The organism is Bacillus sp. MD-5 (assembly GCF_002201875.1).
Taxonomy (GTDB): domain Bacteria; phylum Bacillota; class Bacilli; order Bacillales; family Bacillaceae; genus Bacillus; species Bacillus stercoris.
Map to the genome: position 1 here is coordinate 2212115 of NZ_CP021911.1, position 24317 is coordinate 2236431.

Sequence of the window (24317 nt, forward strand, 5' to 3'; positions counted from 1 at the left end):
TTGCTAAAAACATATCAAAAACTTATGGCTATGGGTATCTTTTTGATCGTATTATGCTCGGGCAATGCTGCCTTCGCGGCGACGAATCAGGTGGGAGGTCTCAGCAACGTAGGGTTTTTCCACGATTATTTAATCGAACCGTTTTCCGCGCTGCTTAAGGGGGTTGCCGGGCTGTTTCATGGAGAATACGGACTCTCTATTATTCTCGTAACCATTATTGTGCGTTTGGTTGTACTGCCCTTGTTTGTCAATCAGTTCAAAAAACAGCGTATGTTTCAAGAAAAAATGGCGGTTATTAAACCTCAGGTTGACAGCATTCAGGCCAAACTGAAAAAGACGAAGGACCCTGAAAAGCAAAAAGAGCTGCAAATGGAAATGATGAAGCTGTATCAAGAGAACAACATCAATCCGCTTGCCATGGGATGCCTCCCAATGCTGATTCAGTTTCCTATTGTGATTGGATTTTATTACGCGATTCGCTCTACACCTGAAATTGCGTCACACTCGTTTTTATGGTTCAGTTTAGGACAATCAGATATTCTCGTGTCTCTTAGTGCGGGAGCTATGTACTTTATCCAGGCCTATGTCGCTCAAAAACTGAGCGCGAAATATTCCGCTGTCCCGCAAAACCCTGCGGCGCAGCAATCCGCAAAATTGATGGTGTTCATCTTCCCAGTGATGATGACGATTTTCTCGCTTAATGTCCCGGCAGCGCTGCCGTTGTACTGGTTCACAAGCGGGCTATTCTTGACAGTCCAAAACGTCGTCCTTCAGATGACGCACCATAAAAATAAAAAAACTGCCGCTCTTACTGAGCCGGTGAAATAATGAAGCAACCCCGCGCGACAAGCCGGGGTTGTTTTTTTGTTACTTGCGAAGCATTCACCGCGCCAGGCAGCCTTTTTTGTCATGGCTGAAGCAGAAATGGCCATCCTAAAAAAACAGCGGTCTCGTTTAAAAAGAAGGAAATCGGGAATACCTTTACTCACCTCCAAATGAAAGGAGCATATACGTTGACGGAACGCTTTCAGCAAAAAAACATTTCTGTGCCTGAAGGAATCTGGATCATGAGACAAACCTGGAATGATGTCTTATTTGCCCACTGGCCTGTTGATGTTTCTATCCTTCGCGCTTTGGTACCGTCCGTATTAGAATTAGATACATACAACGGGCAAGCTTGGATCAGCATGCTTCCCTTTATGCTCACGAACCTAAGGGCGCGTTACCTTCCTCCCATTCCCGGTGCGCGTGCATTTCCTGAGCTTAACCTCCGCACCTATGTCACATATAAAGGCAAGCCCGGCATTTATTTTTTCAGCTTAGATGCCGATCATCGGCTGGCGGTTTTGGGCGCTCGCACGTTCTTTCATTTGCCTTATGTTCACGCTGATATGAAAGCTGACAAAAACGTTGATGGCATTGACTATGTCAGCAAGCGGAGAGACGGCAGAGAAACAGTATTCCGCGCCGCATACCGGCCCGTTTCAGCTCCTTTTACAGCGGAAAAGGATTCACTCGATTATTGGCTGACGGAACGGTATAGACTCTACACTGCCTACCGAAACAAACTCTATTACGAAGACATCCACCATCACCCATGGCTGCTGCAAAACGCTGAAGCGAAAATTTCAGTCAATACGGTGACAGATGCTCACGGCATTACGTTGCTAGAGGCAGACCCCTTGCTTCATTACGCTAAAAAACAGGACGTGTTATTTTGGCCGCTTAGGAAATGGAGCTAAAAAAACCCGATGCGGGAAATCGCATTCGGGTTTTCTTTTTTTATTTTGCCGCCTCTTCAATAATGGCAACAACCATTTCTGCCGTTTTGACGAGTTCTTCGATCGGCATTTTTTCATTCTTTGTATGAATTTGCTCATAACCGACAGCAAGGTTGACCGTCGGGATGCCATGACCTGCGATTACGTTCGCGTCGCTTCCGCCGCCGCTTGTTTGCAGCTCGCTTGGACGTCCGATTTTAGCAGCCGCTTTTTTCGCGATTTCAACAACTTGGTCGCCATCTTGATATTTGAAGCCAGGATACATGACTTCAATTTCGACTTCTGCGCGTCCGCCCATATCAGCAGCAGCTTCTTCAAAAGCAGCTTTCATTTTTTGAACCTGAGCTTCCATTTTCTCAGGAACTAAAGAGCGTGCTTCAGCAAGAATATGGACTTCGTCGCACACAATGTTTGTTTGCGTGCCGCCTTCAAACCGGCCGATATTTGCTGTTGTTTCTTCATCAATACGGCCCAATGGCATTTTTGAAATGGCTTTGCTAGCGATTGTAATCGCAGAAATGCCTTTTTCAGGTTCAACCCCGGCGTGCGCGGTTTTCCCGAATATTGCAGCTCTTACCTTCGCCTGTGTCGGCGCAGCCACAATGATATTTCCGACTTTCCCGTCTGAGTCAAGGGCATAGCCGTAGGATGCTGTAATCATAGAACGGTCAAGCGCCTTCGCTCCGATCAGGCCAGATTCCTCACCAACTGTGATGATGAATTCAATCGTTCCGTGCTCAATGTTTTCTTCTTTCAGCACCTTAATCGCTTCAAACATTGCAGCCAGTCCCGCTTTATCATCAGCACCTAAAATCGTCGTGCCGTCTGTTTTGACGTAACCGTTCTCTACAACTGGTTTTACGCCGTTACCGGGTACAACTGTGTCCATATGAGATGTAAAGTAGATCGTATCTGTTTGCTTTGTCCCTTTTAATGTGCAAATCAGATTACCGGCTCCGTGGCCAGTGATATCCATTGTATCGTCTTCTTTAACGTCCACACCTAAATCAGAAAATTTTCGTTTCAGCACTTTGCAGATTTCTGCTTCGTGTTTTGTTTCTGAATCAATTTGGACAAGCTCTAAAAACTCTTCCAGCAGGCGTTTTTCATTCACCATTTGTAAGTCCCCCCATATTAAAGCGGTATGTTACCGTGCTTTTTTTTCGGTCTCTCTTCTGTCTTATGTGCAAGCATATGAAAAGCTTGAATCAGTCTTCCCCTTGATTCTTCCGGCAAAATAATGTCATCGACCATTCCACAAGCGGCCGCTTTGTATGGGCCGGCGTTTTGCTTTTTGTATTCAGCTGTTTTTTGGCGTTTCGCCTTTTGCGGGTCAGCTGAAGCTTTGATTTCCTTTTCATACAAAATCGATGCCGCACCTTCTGGACCCATCACCGCAATTTCAGCATTCGGCCATGCAAATACAAGGTCCGCTCCGATTGCTTTGCTGTTCATGGCCACATAGGCGCCGCCATATGCTTTTCTGATAATGAGCGTGATTTTTGGAACAGTCGCTTCTGCATAAGCAAACAATAATTTTGCTCCGTGTCTGATGATTCCGTTGTGCTCCTGCTGAATACCGGGGAGAAATCCCGGGACATCCTCAACAGTCAACAGCGGGATATCAAATGCGTCACAAAAACGGATGAACCTTGCTGCTTTATCAGCAGCGTCAATCGTCAGGCTTCCCGCCAGATGCTTTGGCTGGCTCGCAACAATGCCGATTGCTTTTTCACCCAGCCTTGCAAATCCGATGACAATGTTCTTCGCAAAAAATGGCTGAATCTCAAAAAAAGACTGTGGATCGGCCAGCTCCTTAATCACCGTCCGAACATCATACGGCTTTGTCGTGTCAGCAGGCACGAGACGGTTTAATAACGGTCTGGGGGCCTCTTTCTCTGGCTTCGGCCCTGTTGTCCGGCCATTCAGCGGCAAATAAGACAGCAGTTTTTTCACCCCTGTCAGAACCTCCTTCTCCGTATAGCCGGAAAAGTGGGCGTTTCCGCTGACGGCATTATGTATTCCCGCTCCGCCTAAGCTCTCCGCATCGACCTGTTCCCCTGTCACTTTTTCAATCACCTTCGGGCCGGTAATAAACATCCGGCCGGTCTGTTCAGCCATAAATATAAAATCTGTGAGTGCCGGAGAATATACAGCGCCTCCAGCGCACGGCCCTAAAATAACCGATATTTGCGGAATGACTCCGGAATATAAGACGTTTCGGTAAAATATGTGACCGTATCCATCTAATGATACCACACCCTCTTGAATTCTCGCACCACCTGAGTCATTCAGCCCGATAATCGGCGCCTTATTTTTTGCTGCCAGGTCCATCAGAGCGCAGATTTTTTTGGCATGGGTTTCGCCAAGCGCCCCGCCGAATACAGTGAAGTCTTGCGCAAATACATAAACTGAGCGTCCGTCAATTGTGCCGTACCCTGTCACGACCCCATCCCCTAACATGCGCTGTTCTCTTGTTAACACTTGACTTTCCATGAAGGGGTGTAATTCGATAAAGCTGTTCTGGTCAAGTAGAAATATGATCCTTTCCCGGGCGGTGAGCTTTCCCTTTTGCCGCTGCTGAGCCTGCTTTTCCAGTCCACCGCCCTCTTCTGCCTGTCTGCGTTTCGTGTATAAATGATCAATGTGCTCATTCATGTTCATTGTGTTGGTCTCCTTTCGGTTCACAAAGCTCTACAAGAACACCATTTGTTTCTCGAGGGGAAATAAACGCGATCTTTTTCCCGTTCGCTCCCTGTCTAGGATACCCGTCAATCAATTGAACTTGCTGGTCAGACAATGCTTTGAGCTGTTCAGATAGGCTGTTGCACAAAAATGCAATATGATGCAGCCCCTGCCCTTTCTTCTCCAAAAATAAACGGATGGGGCTGTCAGCTGTCGACGGTTCTATCAGCTCAAGTTTGACGCTCCCCGCTTGAAAAAAAGCAACTTTCACCTTTTGCTCTTCAACCGTTTCTTGATGAAGAAATGCAAGCCCCAATACATTTTCATAAAAGCGTCTTGCATCTTTTATCGAAAAAACGGCTATCCCGATATGGTCAAGCCTGTTCATTTGCATCCCTGCTTTCGCTAATAGATATCGCTTGTCCGTCCATTCAAAACACGCTAAAATATAGACAGATTGTGTAAGGAGTGAAAATCATGTCTCAAAAACTGATGAAAAGCGTTTTGATCGTGATTTTGGGAGTTTTTATTCTTTCAACTGTACTCTCAGGAATCATCATGTTTTTATAACGATAAAAAAGCAGGGCAGCCTTATTCAATGGGAACATCCTGCTTTTTTATCAGAGCTTTATGCTCGATGGCAATCTCCTCAAAAGAGCGATTGTCGTCTGTGATCAGCACTCTCGTTCCTACTGGTATCGTTTGAAACAAATGAACGACCTCATCGTTATGCATACGTATACAGCCGTTTGACACAAATTTTCCTACTGATTCCTCTCGGTTTGTCCCATGAATTCCATAAATCCGCCCGTCCGTTCCTTTCGCGTCAAATCCGATCCATCTTGCCCCAAGCGGGTTGTCAGGAGATCCTCCTTCAATATTTTTCTTTCTGTAGTAAGGATTTTCCGCTTTTACCGTTACCGAAAACTCTCCTTCAGGCGTCAAATCATCTGTTTTTCCAGTGGCCACACTGTACACGCCTTCTACTTTGTTGTCGAGGATAACAGCAAGTTCATTTGTTCGCTTGTTGACAATAACATACGGATCACCCGGCAGCGGATTTTCGCCGAGCGGCCAAATCGGTGAAATCATCATTAAAATCGAACATAAGAAAAAACGCATAAGCTCCTCCTTTTTCATTAGGTTGACCAATGAAGGAAGAGCTCATGCGAATCATCCAAGTGATTTTTGCGCTTTTATTCCTTTAAAATAACTTTTAATCACTAAATATTGTTCCATTTCGCCGAGAAGATGGAAGAGAGCGGCTCTCGCTTCAAATTCCTCTCTAGTCGCCGGAAGCGGCATCTCCTCAAATTCTTTTCTCATGTCAGCAAGTCTTTTCAGAAATTTATACGCCGTGTTCCCAGGGTGTATCGCCTCCCGCAAATCGTGAATGAATTCAGCGATCATTTTTCCCTGATCTACCGTGATGGAGATCGATGTCACTTTAGGGAGAAGGCGTTCGATAATTTCAAATTGCTTTTCTCTCATTTTAAAATAATGATAATGCAGATTTTCGTAACGCAAAATGTGGTTTTGCACATCTCGATATGCCAGGTTTTTGGCCTCCGTAATGAGCTGGTGCGTTTCCGGAATTTCTTTTCCTGACCAATCTTGCTCACCAGTTAACAAATACCGTTCGATTTCTGCGAAAATGACAGCAAAGTTATCCTCTATCTTTTTGCGGTAAGCAATCAGCTTCCGATCAAGACTCGGCATATACAAGTTCATCAATAGAGCGACGCCGATACCGACCGTAATCAGCTGAACTTCATTCCAGATGAAAGCAGGCGTAATGCCGCCGGACATGTATAAATGAAGGATAATAACAGAACTGGTGACGATACCCTCGTTAATTTTTAACAGAACCGTTATCGGAATGAATATCAGAAGAAGCGCTCCGATCACAAACGGGTGGTAGCCAATGAGCTCGAAAAAGAGATAAGAAAAAACAATTGCCAGACAGCATGCCGCAAAGCGGGCCCATGACGCCTGAAGCGACCGTTTTTGTGTGATTTGAATGCACAAAATGGTGATGATTCCTGCTGATGCGAAGTTTTGCAAATGCAATAGCTGGCTTATATAAATAGCCAAAGCTGTTCCTAGCGCGGTCTTTATTGTGCGGTAACCAATTTTAAACATGTCGGACTCCATTTCTATTTGTTTCTTCAATAAAAAAGAAGAAGCGATCAGCCTTCTTCTTTTTTTCTATATTCTATAATATTTTCTCTAAAAAGTCCTGCGCTCTTTTGGATTTTGGCGAAAGAAAAAATTCCTTCGGATTGCCGTCCTCGACAATCGTTCCTTGATCCATAAACAGCACGCGGTCTGCCACTTCTTTTGCGAAGCCCATTTCATGTGTGACAATCACCATGGTCATGCCTGTTTCGACCAGCTCTTTCATCACCTGCAGCACTTCTTTGACCATCTCCGGATCAAGGGCGGAGGTCGGCTCGTCAAACAGCATGATGTCCGGATTCATCGCAAGAGCCCTGGCAATCGCGACACGCTGTTTTTGTCCGCCAGACAAGCGGTTTGGATAGTCATTTCGCTTTTCAAACAAACCGACTTTGCGGAGCAGGTCCTCAGCTTTCTCCTGTGCAGCCTGTTTTGATTCTTTTTTTACATTGACAGGCGCGTACATGATATTTTCGAGAACCGTTTTGTGCGGAAAGAGATGAAAATGCTGAAAAACCATCCCGATGTTTTCCCGAACCTTTAATGTGTTGGTTTTCGGCTTCGTAATCTCTGTATCTTTTATTGTAATGGTTCCGCCGTTTGGCTTTTCCAGCAGGTTTAAACAGCGTAGGAACGTTGATTTGCCTGAGCCTGAAGGACCGATCACGGCAACAACCTCGCCATCAGCGATTGTTGTTGAAATATTTTTTAATACTTCGTGTTTCCCAAATGATTTTGACAGCTTTTCAACCTTAATCATTGGATTTCAGCTTCCTTTCTACAGCCTTGCCGATAAACGTTAAAATCAAGACAAGCACGTAATAAATCAATCCCGCGATAATGAGCGGCTCAAGGTAATTGTAAGTGGCGGCGCCAGCTTGATATGCGCGTCTCATGACATCACCAAGCCCGATGACGGTGACAATCGCCGATTCTTTTGTTAACGTAATTAATTCATTCACAATTGCAGGCGATATATTTTTGAAGGCCTGCGGCAAAAGCAGATCCTTCATCATTTTGCCGTACGGGACACCCAGTGCGACAGCCGCTTCTTTTTGCCCTTTATCAATGGCGTTGATTCCGGCTCTGATAATTTCCGATACATAAGCGGCGGAATTCAAAGACAATGCGACAACCGCAGCCCAAAACTGGTCAATTTGAAATCCGAGCAGCTGAGGAAGTCCAAAATAGACAATCATAAGCTGCAGCACTAAAGGTGTGCCTCGGAACACTGATGTATAAAAATCAGCGATCCAGATCAGCGGGCGGAATGTGCTGATCTTGCATAAGCTTAGCACAATACCGAGTATAAGTCCGATAATAGCAGATACAACAACAATTTTTAATGTAATTGCCAAGCCTTCTAATATAAAAGGAATTTGGGGGATCGTTGCTGAAAAATCCAAATTCATAGCCTTTGTCTCCTTTTCTTACAGGAAAAAAGATTTCCTATTCAATAAAAAGGCTCAACGAAAAAGTTGAGCCGCTTTTTTTACTTCTCGTCAGTGAACCATTTTTTCTTCAATTTCTCAAGCTCTCCGTTATCTTTCATTTCCTTGAGCGCTTTATTGAATTTGTCTGTCAGTTCACTGTCCTTTCTGAAAGCAATTGCTGAACCGGCCTCTTCCGCTTTCGCATCAGGAATCACGAAGCCTTGCAGGTCATCATTTGATTTGAAATACCCTTCTGCAACAATGTCTTCAATAATCGCGGCATCGAAGCGGTCAGATTTGATTTCCTGCACCAAATCAGAAATTCTGTTGCGGTCTTCTGTTTTAAAACCATATTCCGGAGAAAGCTCTTTCCCCTTCTCTTCCTGAATAGAGCCAAGCTGAACGCCAACCGTTTTTCCTTTCAGGTCTTTCAAGGATTGAATGCCGCTGTCTTTTTTGCTGACAATCATATGGTTCGCTGTGTAGTACACCTCAGAAAAATCAACTTGTTTTTTACGATCAGGCGTCGGTGTCATTCCTGACAGAACGAGATCCACCTGTTTTGATTTCAGCGCTGTAATTAAGCTGTTGAAGTCCATATCCTGCACTTCAATTTCATAGCCAGCCTTCTTCGCCAGAGCTTTTGCCAACTCCACATCAAAGCCGACAATATCATCGCCTTCTTTATATTCAAACGGTTTGTAATCCGCCGAAGTACCCATAATTATTTTTTTCTTTCCGCTTTCTGAACCTGAATTGCTTGAGCCGCATGCAGTTAATGCAAAGGTGATGCAGGCAGCTACAAGTAATAAGAGTATTTTTTTCATGATCCATTTCCCCCGTATTCATTACTTTTGGTGTATTTGAATATTTATTCGTTAATTTGTATTTTAAACAGTTTCTTATTTTTATGCAATACTATTTTTAAAAATTATCTTCAAGCTTATCTTTCCAGTGATCTCTTTTTGATATTACAAGATAAAAATAGATTCACTATACAATCTGAATGAATAATACCTTAATATTTATTCATATACCCTTGGAATTTTATGCACAAAAAAACCCGGGAAACTTTGAGTATCCGGGTTTTTTGTCTTATACTTCTTCACAATATTCTTCAAAGGCTCCCTGCAGCTTTGCCACTACGGCCATCGGCTCATGGCCTTCAATTTCATGGCGCTCTACCATTTTCATGATCTTTCCGTCTTTCAAAATCGCAAAGGACGGAGAAGATGGCGGATATCCTTCAAAATAGTCGCGGGCACGCGCTGTCGCTTCTTTGTCCTGTCCGGCAAAAACGGTCACGAGCTGATCAGGTCTTTTATCATAGTGAACGGAGTGGTATGCTGCCGGTCTTGCAATTCCTCCGGCGCATCCGCAAACAGAGTTTACCATGACGAGCGTCGTGCCTTTTTTCGTAAGTGCCGCGTCTACCTCTTCGGCTGTTTTCAGCTCGGTGTATCCGGCAGCTGTTATTTCTTGTCTCGCTTGGCGTACAATATCATTCATAAATAAATTAAAGTCCATGTTCAATGAAGACCTCTCCTTTTTCATCATCTGTTCTTATGATAGCAAGGAAACGTCCAAATCGGCAAATGACTTTGCTTCGCCGTGCACTTTTTTTGCTTTTCGTTTACTGCTTACAGAAAAAGGGGATTATATAACCAGAAGTAAAATAAAGGAGCAGTTGTATATGAGCCAACGGAAAGCATTACTGATTCATAACGGAAATGCCGGCAACAAAAATATAGAAAAAGCACTTGGTGCTGTCGTGCCGGTTTTATCTCACCATTTAGATGAGGTGATTATTAAGCAGACAAAGAAAAAGGATGATGCGTATCATTTTTGCCAATCCATTGATGATTCTGTCGACACCGTCTTCATTCTCGGCGGCGACGGCACGATCCATCAATGCATAAATGCTATCAGCGCTCTAGAAAGAAAACCCGCGGTCGGAATTTTGCCCGGCGGCACGTGCAATGACTTTTCAAGAGTGCTTGGCATCCCTCAAAATCTTGCAAAGGCCGCGGAAGCACTTATGTCAGGAAAAAAAACCAGCGTAGACGTATGTCAGATGAACGACCGTTATTTTTTAAATTTCTGGGGGATCGGCTTAATTGCAGAAACGTCGAATCAAATCAACGAAACAGAAAAAGCATTATTGGGGAAAATCAGCTATTTTACAAGTGCATTGCGAACCGTCTCATCCGCTGCATCGTTTCCGATGAGATTAAAAATTGATGGAGAAGAAATTAAAGAAGAAGCCGTTATGCTGCTTGTGATGAACGGCCAATACATTGGAACAAATCGAATTCCTCTACCCGATGCCAGTATTGAAGACGGCTTACTCGATGTCCTCATTTGCCGCAACACCAACCTCACCGCGTTGCGGGAGCTGATGAGCATGGAACAGGGCACAATTGATCGTTTTACCGGAGAGCTGTCCTATGTCCAGGCCTCTCGAATCGAGATTGAAACAGACACTGCCAAAAAGGCGGATATGGATGGAGAAGTTTATACACATACACCCGCAGTCATTCAGGTCCTGCCGCAGCATATCGACATGCTTGTTCCCGCAAATGATTAACTGTCTTAAGGGCTTAGAAAGATTTTGCAAATCCGTTGACTCTCCCCTAGGAGGAGGTCTTACAGTATAAGGGATACACACTTGAAAAAGGGGAAGTCATATGGAGAAGAAAAATATTACCTTAACGATATTATTAACCAATTTATTTATTGCTTTTTTGGGGATCGGGCTTGTGATTCCTGTAACGCCGACCATTATGAATGAATTGCATTTATCAGGGACCGCGGTCGGCTATATGGTTGCCTGCTTCGCTATTACGCAGCTCATTGTTTCACCCATAGCCGGGCGCTGGGTTGATCGCTTCGGACGCAAGATTATGATCGTGATCGGCCTGTTTTTCTTTAGTGTGTCGGAGTTTTTATTTGGCATTGGAAAAACAGTTGAGATGTTATTTATCTCCCGTATGCTAGGCGGTATCAGCGCTGCCTTCATTATGCCTGGGGTCACGGCTTTTATCGCAGATATCACGACCATTAAAACACGGCCGAAAGCGCTCGGTTATATGTCAGCCGCTATTTCAACAGGATTTATTATTGGTCCCGGCATCGGGGGATTTTTAGCAGAAGTCCACTCCCGGCTGCCTTTTTTCTTTGCGGCCGCTTTTGCACTGTTAGCAGCCATTTTATCAATGCTCACGCTGCGCGAGCCGGAACGGAACCCTGAAAATCAGGAAATAAAAGGGCAAAAGACAGGCTTCAAGCGGATTTTTGCGCCCATGTACTTCATTGCTTTTCTCATTATCTTGATTTCGTCTTTTGGTTTAGCATCATTTGAATCTTTATTTGCATTATATGTGGATCATAAATTCGGATTTACGGCCAGCGACATTGCCATTATGATTACAGGAGGAGCGATTGTGGGCGCCATTACGCAAGTCGTCTTATTCGACCGCTTCACAAGATGGTTTGGCGAAATTCATTTCATTCGGTACAGCTTAATTCTCTCAACGAGTCTGGTATTCTTGCTGACAACCGTAAATTCATATATTGCGATTCTGCTGGTTACAGTCACCGTTTTTGTCGGATTTGATCTCATGAGGCCTGCGGTAACGACTTACCTGTCAAAGATTGCGGGAAACGAACAAGGATTTGCCGGCGGTATGAATTCAATGTTTACAAGTATCGGCAATGTATTCGGGCCTATTATCGGCGGAATGCTGTTCGATCTTGATGTAAACTATCCTTTCTACTTTGCAACGGTTACCTTAGCTATAGGCATTGCACTGACGATTGCTTGGAAAGCGCCTGCACACCTTAAAGCCAGCACATGATCAAAAGCGTATTCTTTGTGTACTGCAAAGAGTACGCTTCTTCTTTATACTGGTGATAAAAGGAGTGATGGCATGAAGGAATCGTATTACTCAATTGGAGAAGTTTCAAAACTGGCAAACGTGTCGATTAAAGCGCTCCGTTATTACGATAAAATTGATTTATTTAAACCCGCCTACGTCGACCCGGATACCAGCTACCGCTATTATACAGATTCTCAGCTCATTCATCTGGATTTGATCAAATCATTGAAATATATCGGCACCCCTCTAGAAGAAATGAAAAAAGCACAGGACTTAGAGATGGAAGAACTGTTTGCTTTTTATACAGAGCAGGAGCGGCAAATCAGGGAGAAATTAGACTTTTTATCAGCACTGGAGCAAACGATTTCGTTGGTGAAAAAACGGATGAAACGGCAGATGGAATATCCCGCGCTCGGTGAGGTGTTTGTTTTAGATGAAGAAGAAATACGGATTATTCAGACAGAGGCAGAAGGAATCGGGCCTGAAAACGTGCTCAACGCCTCCTACAGCAAATTAAAAAAATTTATCGAATCAGCAGATGGATTTACGAACAATAGCTACGGCGCCACTTTTTCTTTTCAGCCCTACACCAGCATTGATGAAATGACTTACCGTCATATTTTCACGCCTGTACTGACGAATAAACAAATTTCAGCCATTACGCCGGATATGGAAATCACAACGATTCCTAAAGGAAGATATGTGTGTATCGCGTACAATTTTTCGCCTGAACATTATTTTCTCAACTTACAGAAGCTTATCAAGTATATCGCAGACCGCCAATTAACAGTTGTCAGTGATGTATACGAGTTAATTATACCGGTTCATTACTCCCCGAAAAAACAAGAAGAATATCGGGTCGAAATGAAAATACGAATCGCAGAATAATACTGCATAGAAAAAGAGCATTTTTGAAACAAAACTTCAAAAATGCTCTTTTTGCTTATTTAGTAAACAGATGTCTTTTCGTCAATAGATTCTAAAATTTGTTTCACTCGTCCCAGGAATCGTCCGCACACGAGACCGTCAAGCACTCTGTGGTCTAAGGACAGACACAGATTAACCATGTCTCTGACAGCAATCATGCCATTCTCCATGACGACCGGGCGTTTGACGATGGATTCTACTTGAAGAATCGCAGCCTGAGGATAGTTGATGATGCCCATCGACTGAACAGAGCCGAACGAACCTGTGTTATTGACGGTAAACGTGCCTCCCTGCATGTCATCTGCTGTGAGCTTTCCATCCCTTACTTTTTTGGCAAGACCGGTAATGTCTTTCGCAATGCCTTTAATTGTTTTTTCATCAGCGTTTTTAATCACCGGAACAAATAAAGAATCCTCTGTGGCAACTGCAATTGAAATATTGATATCCTTTTTCTGAATAATTTTGTCCCCCGCCCACATGCTATTCATTTGCGGGAATTCTTTTAACGCCTGAGCGACTGCTTTGACAAAAAAGGCGAAGAACGTTAAATTAAAGCCTTCTGTCTTCTTAAAGGAATCTTTTATACTGTTGCGATATGCAACCATATTTGTGACGTCGACTTCCATCATCGTCCAAGCATGCGGAATTTCTGTTTTGCTGCGCTTCATATTGGAAGCAATTGCTTTTCTTACGCCTGTGACAGGGATTTCTATATCACCTGCTGCAGACGCAGGATATGAAGTCTCTTCTTTTGGCTCAGGTTTTGGTGCAGACTTCGGTGCAGGAGCTGCTGTGTTCGGCTCCTCAGCCTTCCGTTCTTGCACGCCGCCTGTTTCAATTAAGCGCTGAATATCTTTTCGTGTGATGCGCCCGCCGGCACCTGTTCCCGTCACTTGATCAAGGTCAATGCCGTGTTCACCGGCTAAACGGAGTACAGCTGGCGAGTAACGCTTCTTATTGGGCTGATCGGTTGCTTCGGCACTATTTGCAGCAGGCGTCCCAGCGGATTCTGGCGCTTCTGGCTGTTCTTGTTTTTGTTCGATCGGATTCGCGCCTTCTGTTTCAACTTTGCAAATCACTTCTCCGACTTGCAGAGTCTGGCCTTCTTCTCCCACAAGCTCTGTTATCGTTCCAGTAAAAGAAGACGGAACCTCTGCATTTACCTTATCTGTCATGACTTCCGCGATCGGATCGTATTTGTTCACTTTATCACCGGGGGCGACAAGCCATTTGCTGATCGTCCCTTCTGTTACGCTTTCTCCAAGCTGCGGCATCGTCATTTGTTCAATTGCCATGATTGTATCCTCCTTACGTCTTTAAAACTCCGCTAATTCTCTCATCGCCGCTTCCACTTTATCAGGGTTGACCATAAAGTATTTTTCCATTGTCGGCGCATAAGGCATAGCCGGAATATCAGGACCTGCAAGCCGTTTGATCGGCGCGTCTAAGTCGAACAGACAATGCTCGGATATAATTGCGGCTACTTCGCTCATGATGCTGCCTTCTTTTGTATCTTCTGTGACCAAAAGAACCTTTCCAGTTTTGGACGCAGCTTCGATGATGGCTTCTTTATCAAGCGGGTAAACCGTTCTTAAATCTACCACATGTGCTGAAATGCCATCTTTTTCGAGACGTTCTGCAGCCTGTAAGGCGAAGTGGACACACAGGCCATATGTGATCACTGTGATATCGTCGCCTTCCCGTTTTACGTCCGCCTTTCCGATTGGCAGGACATAATCATCTGCTGGAACCTCTCCCTTTATCAGGCGATACGCCCGTTTGTGCTCAAAAAACAGCACTGGGTCTTCGTCACGAACTGCGGCTTTTAAAAGGCCCTTGGCGTCATATGGTGTTGAAGGCATGACAATTTTCAGTCCGGGCTGATTGGCGAAAATCGCTTCGACTGATTGAGAATGATAAAGGGCACCGTGCACACCTCCGCCGTATGGCGCTCTGACGACAATCGGACAGCTCCAGTCATTGTTGCTGCGGTAGCGGATTTTAGCCGCTTCAGAAATAATTTGGTTGACCGCCGGCATAATAAAATCGGCAAACTGCATTTCAGCAATCGGTCTCATTCCGTACATTGCCGCTCCAATACCAACTCCTGCGATCGCAGATTCAGCAAGCGGTGTATCCATCACGCGTTCTTCCCCGAATTGTTCATAGAGGCCGGCTGTTGCTTTAAACACACCGCCTTTTCTCCCTACATCTTCCCCAAGGACGAAGACGCGAGAATCTCGTTCCATTTCTTCTTTCATCGCCAAATTGATTGCATCAATATATGACATTACTGACATTTGTTCTTCCTCCCTACTTCGCATACACATAATCAAGCGCTGACTCAGGAGCTGCATAAGGGGCGTTCTCCGCTTCATCCGTCGCTTCATTAACGATTGCCATAATTTCATCCAGCATGGTTTGTTCTGTCTCATCGGACAGCAGGCCTGTTTCCTTTAAGTAAGTTTGATAAGTAAGCAGGGGATCACTTTTTTTCGCTTCCTCTACTTCTTCACGTCCTCTGTAGCTGCTGTCATCGTCATCACTGGAATGCGGTGTAAGGCGGTAAGAAATCGTTTCAATTAATGTCGGACCTTCTCCTCTGCGTGCCCGTTCGCGTGCTTCTTTAACCGCTTGATAAACTTCCAGCGGATCATTTCCATTCACAGTGACGCCAGGCATCCCATAGCCTACGGCACGGTCAGAAATGTTCTCGCATGCGACTTGCTTATCGTAAGGCACTGAGATTGCGTATTTATTGTTTTCACACATGAAAATCACAGGCAGCTTATGAACAGCGGCAAAGTTTGCCCCTTCATGGAAATCGCCTTGGTTTGAAGATCCTTCCCCGAATGTAACAAAGGCTGCGATATCCTTTTTCTCCATCCGTCCCGCAAGCGCAATGCCGACTGCGTGCGGCACTTGCGTTGTAACTGGAGATGATCCCGTCACAATACGGTTTTCCTTTTGTCCGAAATGTCCCGGCATCTGGCGGCCTCCCGAGTTCGGATCCGCCGCTTTGGCAAATCCGGACATCATTAAGTCCTTTGCTGTCATGCCAAACGCGAGCACGACACCCATGTCTCTGTAGTACGGCAATACATAATCCATTTCACGGTCAAGTGCGAAAGCCGCTCCTACCTGTGCTGCTTCCTGTCCTTGACAAGAGATTACGAATGGGATTTTGCCAGAACGGTTTAACAGCCACATTCTTTCATCGATTTTTCTTGCTAACAGCATGGTTCTATACATATCAACGGCTTCCTGATCAGTCAGCCCTAGTGCTTGATGTCGGTTTTTACTCATTCAAGCCCCTCCTTTATGCTTTTAAAAATGAATGGCTTTGCCATCTACGGCAAGCGCTGCTTCTCCAATTGCTTCAGAAAGTGTCGGATGCGGGTGAATCGTTTGCCCGACCTCCCACGGCGTAGCGTCCAGCACTTTGGCAAGACCCGCTTCAGAAATCATGTCAGTGACATGCGGGCCAATCATATGAACGCCGAGAATATCATCGGTATCTCGATCCGCCACGATTTTGACAAAACCGTCGCTTTCACCGTATACAAGCGCTTTTCCAATCGCCATAAATGGGAACTTACCGATTTTGACATTATGCCCGTTCGCCTTCGCTTCATCTTCTGTTAAGCCGACACTGGCAGCTTCAGGGCTTGAGTAGATGCACTTCGGTACCAGCGTCGGATCAAGCGGATGCGGATTGAGGCCTGCAAAATGCTCAACAGCAATGATTCCTTCATGCGAAGCAACGTGAGCTAACTGCAGGCCACCGATTACGTCTCCGATTGCATAAATATGAGACTCCTTCGTTTGGCAGCTTTCATTGACTGAAATCATGCCATTTTCAGTGATAATATCGGTGTTCTCTAGGCCGATGCCTTCGATATTTGCTTGTCTGCCGATGGAAACAAGCATTTTTTCAGCAGAGTAGGTGGCGGTTTCTCCGTCTTTTTCCGCTTGAATGCTGATATCATCTGATGTTTTTGTCATTGTGTCAGGCAGCACCTTTGCCCCTGTTATGAACTGGATGCCTTTTTTCTTAAGAAGACTTTCCATTTCTTTTGAAATCTCTAGATCTTCAGTCGGCAATATGCGATCCGCGTATTCGATAACTGTTACCTTCACGCCAAAATCATGAAGCATAGACGCCCATTCGATACCGATAACACCTCCGCCGACGATAATGATTGATTTTGGCAGCTCCTCCATTTGGAGCGCCTCATCTGAAGTCAGTACAGACTTACCGTCCGCTTCAAGGCCCGGAAGCATTCTCGGTCTTGATCCTGTTGCAATGATCACTTGTTTCGGGATCAGCATGTCATTTTCTTCGCCATTTCCCCGTTCAACAGAAATTGTTCCCGGCAGCGGAGAGAAGATTGATGGTCCAAGGATACGACCGTATCCTTTGTACACGTCAATTTTTCCTTTTTTCATTAAATGGTTTACACCCGCTGCAAGCTTATCAACAACGGCTTGCTTGCGCTGCTGCACTTTTTCAAAGTTGAGGGACACGCCAGCCGTCTCTACTCCGAACTGGTCGGCTTCACGCGCTGTCCGGTATACCTCTGCGCTTCTAAGAAGCGCTTTACTCGGGATACAGCCTTTATGTAGACATGTTCCTCCGAGTTTTTCCTTTTCAACAACGGCTGTTTTTAAGCCGAGCTGAGCAGCTCTGATGGCCGCAACATAACCGCCGGTACCGCCGCCCAGAATGACTACATCATACTCAGTTGCCATGGTGACTCACTCCTGTCTGTCTATTCAATACGATATTGTTTGGATTGCTCTTCGCCCTGCAATACTCTGAGCGCCCCTTGGGCAAGAGACTGCAATTCATTTTCACCCGGATAGACTAAAACGTCTGAAATCCAATCTATGTATGATCTGATAGTAGAAACAAAGCTTTTGCCGTACGCAAGGCCCCCCGTCAGCACAATTGCTTCAACTTCACCTTTTAAAACCGCGCTTGCTGCTCCGATTTCCTTTGCTATCTGATATGCCATGGCATCATAAATGAAGCGGGCTTTTTCATCGCCCCCCTGAATCATTTGTTCCACTTTTACGGCATCATTTGTACCGAGATAGCCTAAAAGCCCGCCGGTGCCCACCAGTTTTTTCATGATTTCTTCTTTTGTATATTCTCCTGAAAAACATAGATCAACAAGATCCCCCGCAGGCACCGTTCCTGCACGTTCAGGACTGAACGGCCCCTCTCCATGAAGGCCGTTATTGACATCCACGACTCGTCCGCGGTCATGGACGCCAATTGTAATACCTCCGCCCATATGGGTAATAATCATTTTCATGTTCTCATATCGTTTGCCAAGAGAGGCTGCCGCTTTACGGGCGACAGCTTTTTGGTTTAACGCGTGAAAAATGCTTTTCCTTTCAATTTCAGGCATGCCTGAAACTTTTGCGAGCACTGACATTTCGTCTACGACAACAGGGTCGACGATATACGAAGGGATATTCAGGCCGTCAGCAATTTCCCGCGCGATAATGCCGCCGAGATTAGAAGCATGCTGGCCGGCGTAGCCGCTTTTCAAGTCCTCAATCATGTCATCGTTCACTACGTAAGTCCCGCCTTCAATCGGCCGGAGAAGGCCGCCTCTTGCGCAGACTGCATCAAACTTTGAGATATTGATTCCCTGTTCATGAAGCGTTTCGAGAATATGATTTTTGCGAAATTCATATTGATCAATAATTTGGTCAAATCGCTGCAGCTCTTCTATGTTGTGTCTCAATGTTTTTTCAAAAATGCTTCGTTCGTTATGAAAAACACCGATTTTCGTTGAAGTTGAGCCTGGATTAATTGTGAGAATGCGTTTTTCGTCATGTAGCACTTTCATAACCTCCAGATCAATTTCTTAACGTCTGCTTAATACACTGTGGCCGTTTTGCAAAAACTGGCTTCTTGAGCGGCGCATGCGTTCAATCCGTTCCTCTGCCAAGCGGTCAGCCGCTAAATATGCCGGAATGCCGTCACGCTGAGAAATCTCGAGTACACGCTCGATATTGCTGTAAATGCCTTCTACTTTTTTCAGTGCGCGTTCAGCATTATAACCGTAAAGCTCATCTGCGACGTTAATGACACCGCCCGCGTTAATCACGTAATCCGGTGCATAAACGATGCCCATTTCGTGAATTTGATCACCATGGCGTGTTTCTTTTAATTGGTTGTTGGCCGCACCTGCGATCACCTTCGCCTTCAGCTGTTTAATCGTGTCGTCGTTAATAGTCGCACCAAGGGCACACGGCGCGTAAATATCGCAGTCTTGTGAATAAATATCATCCGGATCAACTGCACGGGCGCCAAAATCTTCAACTGCACGCTGTACAGATTGTTTGTTGATATCCGTAACGATTAAGTTTGCCCCTTCTTCATGCAGGTGGCGGCAAAGGTTATAGGCTACGTTCCCAACACCCTGTACAGCAATGGTTTTCCCTTCAAGAGAGTCGGTTCCGAAAGCAGCTTTAGCTGCTGCCTTCATTCCTCTGTACACCCCGTACGCTGTGACTGGGGAAGGATTTCCGGAAGAGCCGAACGCAGGAGAAATCCCTGTGACATAGTCTGTCTCATCATGAATGATATCCATATCCTCCACCGTTGTACCCACATCTTCAGCTGTGATGTATCTGCCGTTCAGCCCTTGAATATAGCGGCCAAACGCGCGGAACATTTCCTCATTTTTGTCTTTGCGAGGATCGCCGATAATGACTGTTTTTCCGCCGCCCAGGTTTAAGCCTGCCGCCGCGTTCTTATAGGTCATGCCTCTTGCCAGTCTGAGCGCGTCTTCAATTGCAGCTTCTTCATTTTCATATGTCCACATTCTCGTTCCGCCAAGTGCTGGACCGAGTGTTGTATCATGAATCGCGATAATCGCTTTTAAGCCTGATTGTTCATCTTGGCAGAATACCAATTGTTCGTAATCATATTTCTCCATATATTTAAAAAGTTCCATGTTCGTTCCTCCTAATGTGTGTATTCTTCGGATGCGCATATTGCCAACGCAATGGAATACAGTTTATTTTCAGCAGAGTCCGCTCTGCTTGTTAAGGCAATCGGTGCTTTGGCTCCTGTAATGACAGCCGCCACGCTGGCTTTGGCAAAATAAATCAGTGATTTATATAAAATATTGCCGGCCTCAATTGTTGGGACGAGAAGGATATCTGCGTTGCCCGCTACGTCTCCCGAAATTTTTTTCTGAGCCGCGGCAATTTGTGAAACTGCGTTATCCAAAGCAAGCGGCCCATCAACAATACAGCCTTTGATCTGGCCTCTTTTGAACATTTGAGCTAGAGCTGCTGCATTCACGGTCGCTTCCATTTTGGGGTTCACCGTTTCGACCGCTGCCAGAGCAGCTGCTTTTGGCATATTGTTCCCTACTGAATGGGCCACATGAACGGCATTTTGCAAAATCTGCCGAAGCTCTTCCAGCGAGGGAGCGATATTCATTGCCGAATCTGTCACAAACATCAGTCTGTCAAAATCCGGTATATCAAAGACAGCCACGTGGGAAAGGACACTTGATGACCGAAGCCCCTCCTGTCTGTTTAATACCGCTTTAAGCAAAACAGAAGTCGGCACATTTCCTTTCATTAAAACGTCCGCTGTTTTATGATGTACAGCACGAACCGCTAATTTCGCCGACTCCTCAGGTGTATCGGCATGGACGATTTCCACTTGATGACCTTGCATGGATGATGTCAGCTCGTTCAGTTTTTTGCTGTCGCCCGTTAACAAAAAACGGGCGGATAGGTGCTCGGCAGCCAGCTTTACAGCCCGGATCACTTCCTCATCCTCAGCATGAGCAACCGCAATGGTCTTGTTTTTGTGCATCGACGCTTTGCCGATTAAATCTTTCAGCTTCATCTGCTACCACCTTTCTTGTTTCGACCCCGCCTTTTATTATGCAAGTTCCGTGCCAGCTCTTAAGGGTGCTGTCATACCTGGTATATTGACACATTCGTGCAGAAGTTTGCGTTTATTCTGCAGATTATTGCATGCCTTCATTTGCAAGGCCATATTTATCCATTTTGTAATATAAATTCCGAATGCTGACACCGAGGGCTTTCGCTGTTTTTGTCCGGTTAAAATGATGCTTTTCGAGCGTTTGCTGGATCAAATGCGCTTCAAATTTTTCTACTGCGACAGACAGCTTTTCGCCTTCAATATCCGGAAAATCAAAACCTGTCCTCAGATCTGTGTCATTTTCTTTTTGCTCAAGTTCAAATATAGGCAAATGATCTTTTTCAATCCATTCCATATGCGGATTGAGAAAAATCATGGCTCGTCCAAGGACATTTTCAAGCTCGCGGACATTCCCAGGCCAATGGTAAGCAGATAAGGCGCGCAAGGCTTGCTGCGAGAGCCCTTTTACATTCCTGCCGTAATCCCGGTTGATCTTTTGGATAAGTCTGACGCTTAATGCTTCAATGTCCTCCAACCGCTGCCGCAAAGGCGGAATGGAGATGGGATAGCGGTTGATCCGGTAATACAGGTCTTCGCGAAACTTTCCATCCGCCATCGCCTTTTCAATATTTACATTTGTTGCCGCGATCACTCTGACGTTGACAGGGATCGCTTTCGTGCCGCCCACTCTGACGATTTCCTTTTCTTGAAGGACGCGCAGCAATTTGGCCTGCATATTTTGTGTCAGCTCACCGATTTCATCTAAGAAAATACTGCCGTTATTTGCTTCTTCAAATAAACCCTTTTTACCGCCCCGCTTCGCCCCTGAAAACGCACCATCCTCATAGCCGAACAATTCTGATTCGAGCAGGTTTTCAGAAAGGGCTGCACAATTTACGCGAATAAATTTATTGTACTTCCGGTCGCTTTCGTTATGGATGGCATGGGCAAACAGTTCTTTTCCTGTTCCTGACTCTCCGCGCAACAAAATCGTTGCCGGCGTTTTCGCACCGAGCTTCGCCTGCTCAAGCGCAACCAGCATTTGCTCGCTTTTGCCGATAATGTCGTCAAACGTGTATTTCGCTTCAAGCGTGCGAATAATTTGCCTGGCGCGGTTAAGCTCCGCTGTCAGCATTTTAATTTCGGACACATCGTGAATCACACCGACGCTGCCTTTCAAAATACCGTCCACAATCACCGGTGCTACATTGACGATGACCTCTTTTTCATTCGGGCCGACCTTCATTCTGACACCGCGGACAGGGCGTCTTGTTTCAAGCACCTTTAAATGCATGCTTTCGCCTTCGGAAATATCCGTGTTTGCAGGCTTGCCGATAACTTCTTTTTCAGATAGCCCGGTCATTTTCGTATATGCTTTATTGATTAGGAGCCCGATGCCGTTTTCATCAACGACAGAAATCGCCTCATCGGAGGATTGGATAATCGCCTCCAGCATCGTACGGACCTGCTTTAAGTTGGTCACTTCCTCCGCCAGCTCGACCGCATCGGTGATATCTTTAAACACACAAAGAGCCCCGAGCAGACGTCCGCCTTCATCAATAATCGGCAGCCTTGTGGTCACAATTTGCAAATGATCGCCTAAAAGCTGCTTCTGGTTGTATTCAGGCACTCTTGTTTTTAAAATCCGCGGCATCTTAGTGCTCGGAATGACTTCTTTTATTGGCCGTCCGATGACTTCCTCGCGTTTTTTCCCGACCATTTTTTCGGCCATATGGTTAAAGAGAATGATCTCTTCATTGATATCAATAAAAATCATCCCGTCATGGGTGGAATTAAAAATTCTGTCGTGTTTGTATGTTTGCTCTTTTAGCATTTGAATCAGGTGCTGCTTTTCTTCCATCAGCTGAAAAACGATGTATGCCATTTTCCCCGGCATGACAATGGTATCTTCATGCTTTCTTTGAAGGAGTTCGTCAAACACGGCTTGATCGCCGGTGGTATGAATGACGATATCCGGTTTTTGTTGTATGTAAGGTTTCCAATCAGATGAAACGGCAATCCCATACTGTTCTGCTTCTTTCAATCCCGGCGCCTTGGGGTCTTTGTCAACTACGGCAATGATATCTATGATGGCTGTTTTGATCAGAATATGTAATAACGCCGTTCCCCTTTTGCCGGCACCTACTATCAGTACCTTTTGCATCCCGATACCCCTTTGTATGAAAAAATTTGCACACCTAATTATTCCGTTGCAATAATTTGCACAACCCTATGTTACCACGTTTTCTTCTCTTGACAAAATATTTTTTCCGCTGGACAATAAAGGAAATGAAAAGATAAAGGGGTTTTCTGAAGATGAACCGACTTCTTGCGCTTTTGATATTAGTCATCCCCGGGGCCATTTCCGCTTTAGGCATTAAACTGATGAGAGATACACTTTTCGGCCATGCAATAAAGCCATTTTCAGCTCTTTGGCTCCAAGGGTTGTCAGGATTCATCTTTTTCGCGATCGGCCTCTATGTGCTGGCCGGGTTCATTCTATACAGAGACAGAAAACGCAATCAAGTCAGCCCGCGATTCAGAAAACGATAACTGCAAAAAAAGCCGGAGAATGCTCCGGCTTTTTTTGTCGCACTATTCGTCAGGCAAAACGGTCTTGGCAATCGTTTTATCTAATGCCTCATAGTCATAATAAGAGATGGTATCGTACAGTTCTTTTCGCGTCTGCAAATGATGAAGTCCTTCTTTTTGTGAGCCGTGCTCCTTCATCAAACCAAATATCCGCTCATAAGCTTTTGCCGCCGCTCGAAGCGAGGTGACAGGATATATCACCATGCGAAACCCCATATCTTCGAATTCATCGGCACGATAATACGGCGTTTTCCCAAACTCCGTCATATTCGCAAGGAGCGGAACGGAGATATGCTCAGCAAACTGGCGGAATTCATTCTCTGCCTGGAGCGCTTCCGGGAAAATCGCGTCTGCTCCCGCCTCAATGTAGGCCGCTGACCGTTTTATTGCAGCATCAAGCCCTTCCTGCGCCCTGGCATCTGTGCGGGCAACAACAATAAGGGTGGGTGCCGCTTGTTTAATGGCTTTTATTTTTTGCGCCATTTCCTTGATCGGAACGAGCTGTTTGCCATTTAAATGCCCGCATTTTTTTGGGAGCTGCTGGTCTTCTATTTGAACGGCTGCTACCCTGGCTTCAAGCATCTCCCGGGCGGTTCGGGCGGCATTTAACACACCGCCAAATCCCGTATCGATATCCACTAGCAGAGGCAGATCAGCAGCACGCACAAGGTCTTTGGCCCGATCCGCCATTTCTGCCGACGTGATGATCCCTAGATCAGGAAGTCCCCTGCTGGCTGTATAAGCCGCACCAGACAAATATATGGCAGAAAAACCGGCCTCCTTCGCGAGCAACGCTGCCATCCCGTCATGGGCGCCGGGAATTTGAAGAATGTCCGGCGCCGACATCAGCTTGCGGAAACGCCCGGCAAGCTCTTCTTGTGACGATTGCTGATTGACGATCCACGACATGACACAA

General features: G+C 45.5%; 25 protein-coding genes. 7 read left to right on the forward strand and 18 right to left on the reverse strand.

Features of this window, described 5'->3' with window-relative positions; genetic code table 11:
• Both CDO84_RS10965 and CDO84_RS10970 read left to right on the forward strand, forming a co-directional pair.
• Positions 1 to 828: a membrane protein insertase YidC gene (locus CDO84_RS10965; protein WP_014664521.1), complete on the forward strand. Its 828-nt coding sequence runs from the start codon at positions 1 to 3 to the stop codon at positions 826 to 828.
• 185 nt (positions 829 to 1013) lie between these two features.
• Positions 1014 to 1742: a YqjF family protein gene (locus CDO84_RS10970; protein WP_040082693.1), complete on the forward strand. Its 729-nt coding sequence runs from the start codon at positions 1014 to 1016 to the stop codon at positions 1740 to 1742.
• A 40-nt stretch (positions 1743 to 1782) separates the two neighbouring features.
• Here the strand turns inward: CDO84_RS10970 and CDO84_RS10975 are convergent, their stop codons facing one another.
• The 3 genes from CDO84_RS10975 to mce are packed head-to-tail and all read right to left on the reverse strand — an operon-like array spanning position 1783 to position 4854.
• The gene (locus CDO84_RS10975; RefSeq protein ID WP_003230352.1) at positions 1783 to 2898 is read right to left on the reverse strand and encodes a tripeptidase T; all 1116 of its coding nucleotides are present in this window, start codon (positions 2896 to 2898) and stop codon (positions 1783 to 1785) included.
• Positions 2899 to 2915: 17 nt separating this feature from the next.
• Positions 2916 to 4439 (reverse strand): acyl-CoA carboxylase subunit beta, encoded by a 1524-nt coding sequence (locus CDO84_RS10980; RefSeq protein WP_082033039.1) that lies wholly within the window; start codon positions 4437 to 4439, stop codon positions 2916 to 2918.
• Positions 4432 to 4854 (reverse strand): methylmalonyl-CoA epimerase, encoded by a 423-nt coding sequence (gene mce, locus CDO84_RS10985; RefSeq protein WP_040082691.1) that lies wholly within the window; start codon positions 4852 to 4854, stop codon positions 4432 to 4434. The genes CDO84_RS10980 and mce overlap by 8 nt, the downstream gene beginning before the upstream one ends.
• An 89-nt stretch (positions 4855 to 4943) precedes the next feature.
• Here mce and prli42 point away from each other — a divergent pair, with 89 nt between their 5' ends.
• A complete protein-coding gene (gene prli42, locus CDO84_RS21395) occupies positions 4944 to 5036 on the forward strand; it encodes a stressosome-associated protein Prli42 (RefSeq protein WP_041521370.1) in 93 nt (30 codons plus the stop codon).
• A 21-nt stretch (positions 5037 to 5057) separates the two neighbouring features.
• Here prli42 and CDO84_RS10990 read toward each other — a convergent pair whose 3' ends face one another.
• The 6 genes from CDO84_RS10990 to brxB form a co-directional block, all read right to left on the reverse strand.
• Entirely contained in the window at positions 5058 to 5588 is a 531-nt protein-coding gene (locus CDO84_RS10990; protein ID WP_014664525.1) for a L,D-transpeptidase, read from the reverse strand.
• Positions 5589 to 5639: 51 nt separating this feature from the next.
• Entirely contained in the window at positions 5640 to 6608 is a 969-nt protein-coding gene (locus CDO84_RS10995) for an aromatic acid exporter family protein (protein WP_014664526.1), read from the reverse strand.
• 73 nt (positions 6609 to 6681) lie between these two features.
• On the reverse strand, positions 6682 to 7404 hold the full coding sequence (gene artR / locus CDO84_RS11000; protein WP_014664527.1) for an arginine ABC transporter ATP-binding protein ArtM: 723 nt from the start codon (positions 7402 to 7404) through the stop codon (positions 6682 to 6684).
• Positions 7397 to 8056, reverse strand: a complete 660-nt coding sequence (gene artQ, locus CDO84_RS11005; protein WP_014664528.1) for an arginine ABC transporter permease ArtQ — start codon at positions 8054 to 8056, stop codon at positions 7397 to 7399. The genes artR and artQ overlap by 8 nt, the downstream gene beginning before the upstream one ends.
• Positions 8057 to 8136: 80 nt before the next feature.
• Entirely contained in the window at positions 8137 to 8904 is a 768-nt protein-coding gene (gene artP / locus CDO84_RS11010) for an arginine ABC transporter substrate-binding protein ArtP (RefSeq protein ID WP_014664529.1), read from the reverse strand.
• Positions 8905 to 9172: 268 nt separating this feature from the next.
• Positions 9173 to 9610 (reverse strand): bacilliredoxin BrxB, encoded by a 438-nt coding sequence (brxB, locus tag CDO84_RS11015; protein WP_014664530.1) that lies wholly within the window; start codon positions 9608 to 9610, stop codon positions 9173 to 9175.
• A gap of 160 nt (positions 9611 to 9770) precedes the next feature.
• Between brxB and CDO84_RS11020 the strand changes: the two genes are divergently transcribed.
• The 3 genes from CDO84_RS11020 to bmrR all read left to right on the forward strand — a co-directional run bounded on the left by CDO84_RS11020 (position 9771) and on the right by bmrR (position 12843).
• Positions 9771 to 10664 (forward strand): diacylglycerol kinase family lipid kinase, encoded by an 894-nt coding sequence (locus CDO84_RS11020; RefSeq protein ID WP_014664531.1) that lies wholly within the window; start codon positions 9771 to 9773, stop codon positions 10662 to 10664.
• A 100-nt stretch (positions 10665 to 10764) separates the two neighbouring features.
• A complete protein-coding gene (bmr, locus tag CDO84_RS11025) occupies positions 10765 to 11934 on the forward strand; it encodes a multidrug efflux MFS transporter Bmr (RefSeq protein ID WP_014664532.1) in 1170 nt (389 codons plus the stop codon).
• A gap of 72 nt (positions 11935 to 12006) precedes the next feature.
• Positions 12007 to 12843, forward strand: coding sequence for a multidrug efflux transcriptional regulator BmrR (bmrR, locus tag CDO84_RS11030; RefSeq protein ID WP_014664533.1), 837 nt, complete (start codon positions 12007 to 12009; stop codon positions 12841 to 12843).
• A gap of 59 nt (positions 12844 to 12902) precedes the next feature.
• Here bmrR and bfmBB read toward each other — a convergent pair whose 3' ends face one another.
• From bfmBB to CDO84_RS11070, 8 genes are all read right to left on the reverse strand, one after another.
• Positions 12903 to 14177 carry a branched-chain alpha-keto dehydrogenase complex dihydrolipoyllysine-residue (2-methylpropanoyl)transferase gene (gene bfmBB, locus CDO84_RS11035; RefSeq protein ID WP_014664534.1) on the reverse strand — a complete coding sequence of 425 codons (1275 nt, stop codon included), beginning with the start codon at positions 14175 to 14177 and terminating at the stop codon, positions 12903 to 12905.
• 21 nt (positions 14178 to 14198) lie between these two features.
• Complete coding sequence (gene bfmBAB / locus CDO84_RS11040) at positions 14199 to 15182, reverse strand: 3-methyl-2-oxobutanoate dehydrogenase subunit beta (protein WP_004398638.1); 984 nt, start codon at positions 15180 to 15182, stop codon at positions 14199 to 14201.
• Between the two features lie 13 nt (positions 15183 to 15195).
• Complete coding sequence (bfmBAA, locus tag CDO84_RS11045; protein WP_040082690.1) at positions 15196 to 16188, reverse strand: 3-methyl-2-oxobutanoate dehydrogenase subunit alpha; 993 nt, start codon at positions 16186 to 16188, stop codon at positions 15196 to 15198.
• Positions 16189 to 16209: 21 nt separating this feature from the next.
• Entirely contained in the window at positions 16210 to 17634 is a 1425-nt protein-coding gene (lpdA, locus tag CDO84_RS11050; protein ID WP_040082689.1) for a dihydrolipoyl dehydrogenase, read from the reverse strand.
• Between the two features lie 20 nt (positions 17635 to 17654).
• Positions 17655 to 18746, reverse strand: coding sequence for a butyrate kinase (buk, locus tag CDO84_RS11055; RefSeq protein ID WP_040082688.1), 1092 nt, complete (start codon positions 18744 to 18746; stop codon positions 17655 to 17657).
• 18 nt (positions 18747 to 18764) lie between these two features.
• On the reverse strand, positions 18765 to 19859 hold the full coding sequence (bcd, locus tag CDO84_RS11060; protein WP_014664538.1) for a branched-chain amino acid dehydrogenase: 1095 nt from the start codon (positions 19857 to 19859) through the stop codon (positions 18765 to 18767).
• An 11-nt stretch (positions 19860 to 19870) separates the two neighbouring features.
• Positions 19871 to 20770 (reverse strand): phosphate butyryltransferase, encoded by a 900-nt coding sequence (gene yqiS / locus CDO84_RS11065; protein WP_040082687.1) that lies wholly within the window; start codon positions 20768 to 20770, stop codon positions 19871 to 19873.
• Positions 20771 to 20894: 124 nt separating this feature from the next.
• Positions 20895 to 22973 carry a sigma-54 interaction domain-containing protein gene (locus tag CDO84_RS11070; protein ID WP_040082685.1) on the reverse strand — a complete coding sequence of 693 codons (2079 nt, stop codon included), beginning with the start codon at positions 22971 to 22973 and terminating at the stop codon, positions 20895 to 20897.
• A gap of 152 nt (positions 22974 to 23125) precedes the next feature.
• Here CDO84_RS11070 and CDO84_RS11075 point away from each other — a divergent pair, with 152 nt between their 5' ends.
• Entirely contained in the window at positions 23126 to 23362 is a 237-nt protein-coding gene (locus CDO84_RS11075; RefSeq protein ID WP_040082684.1) for a DUF2627 domain-containing protein, read from the forward strand.
• Positions 23363 to 23404: 42 nt separating this feature from the next.
• Here CDO84_RS11075 and prpB read toward each other — a convergent pair whose 3' ends face one another.
• Complete coding sequence (prpB, locus tag CDO84_RS11080; RefSeq protein WP_040082683.1) at positions 23405 to 24310, reverse strand: methylisocitrate lyase; 906 nt, start codon at positions 24308 to 24310, stop codon at positions 23405 to 23407.
• Between the last annotated feature and the right edge of the window lie 7 nt (positions 24311 to 24317).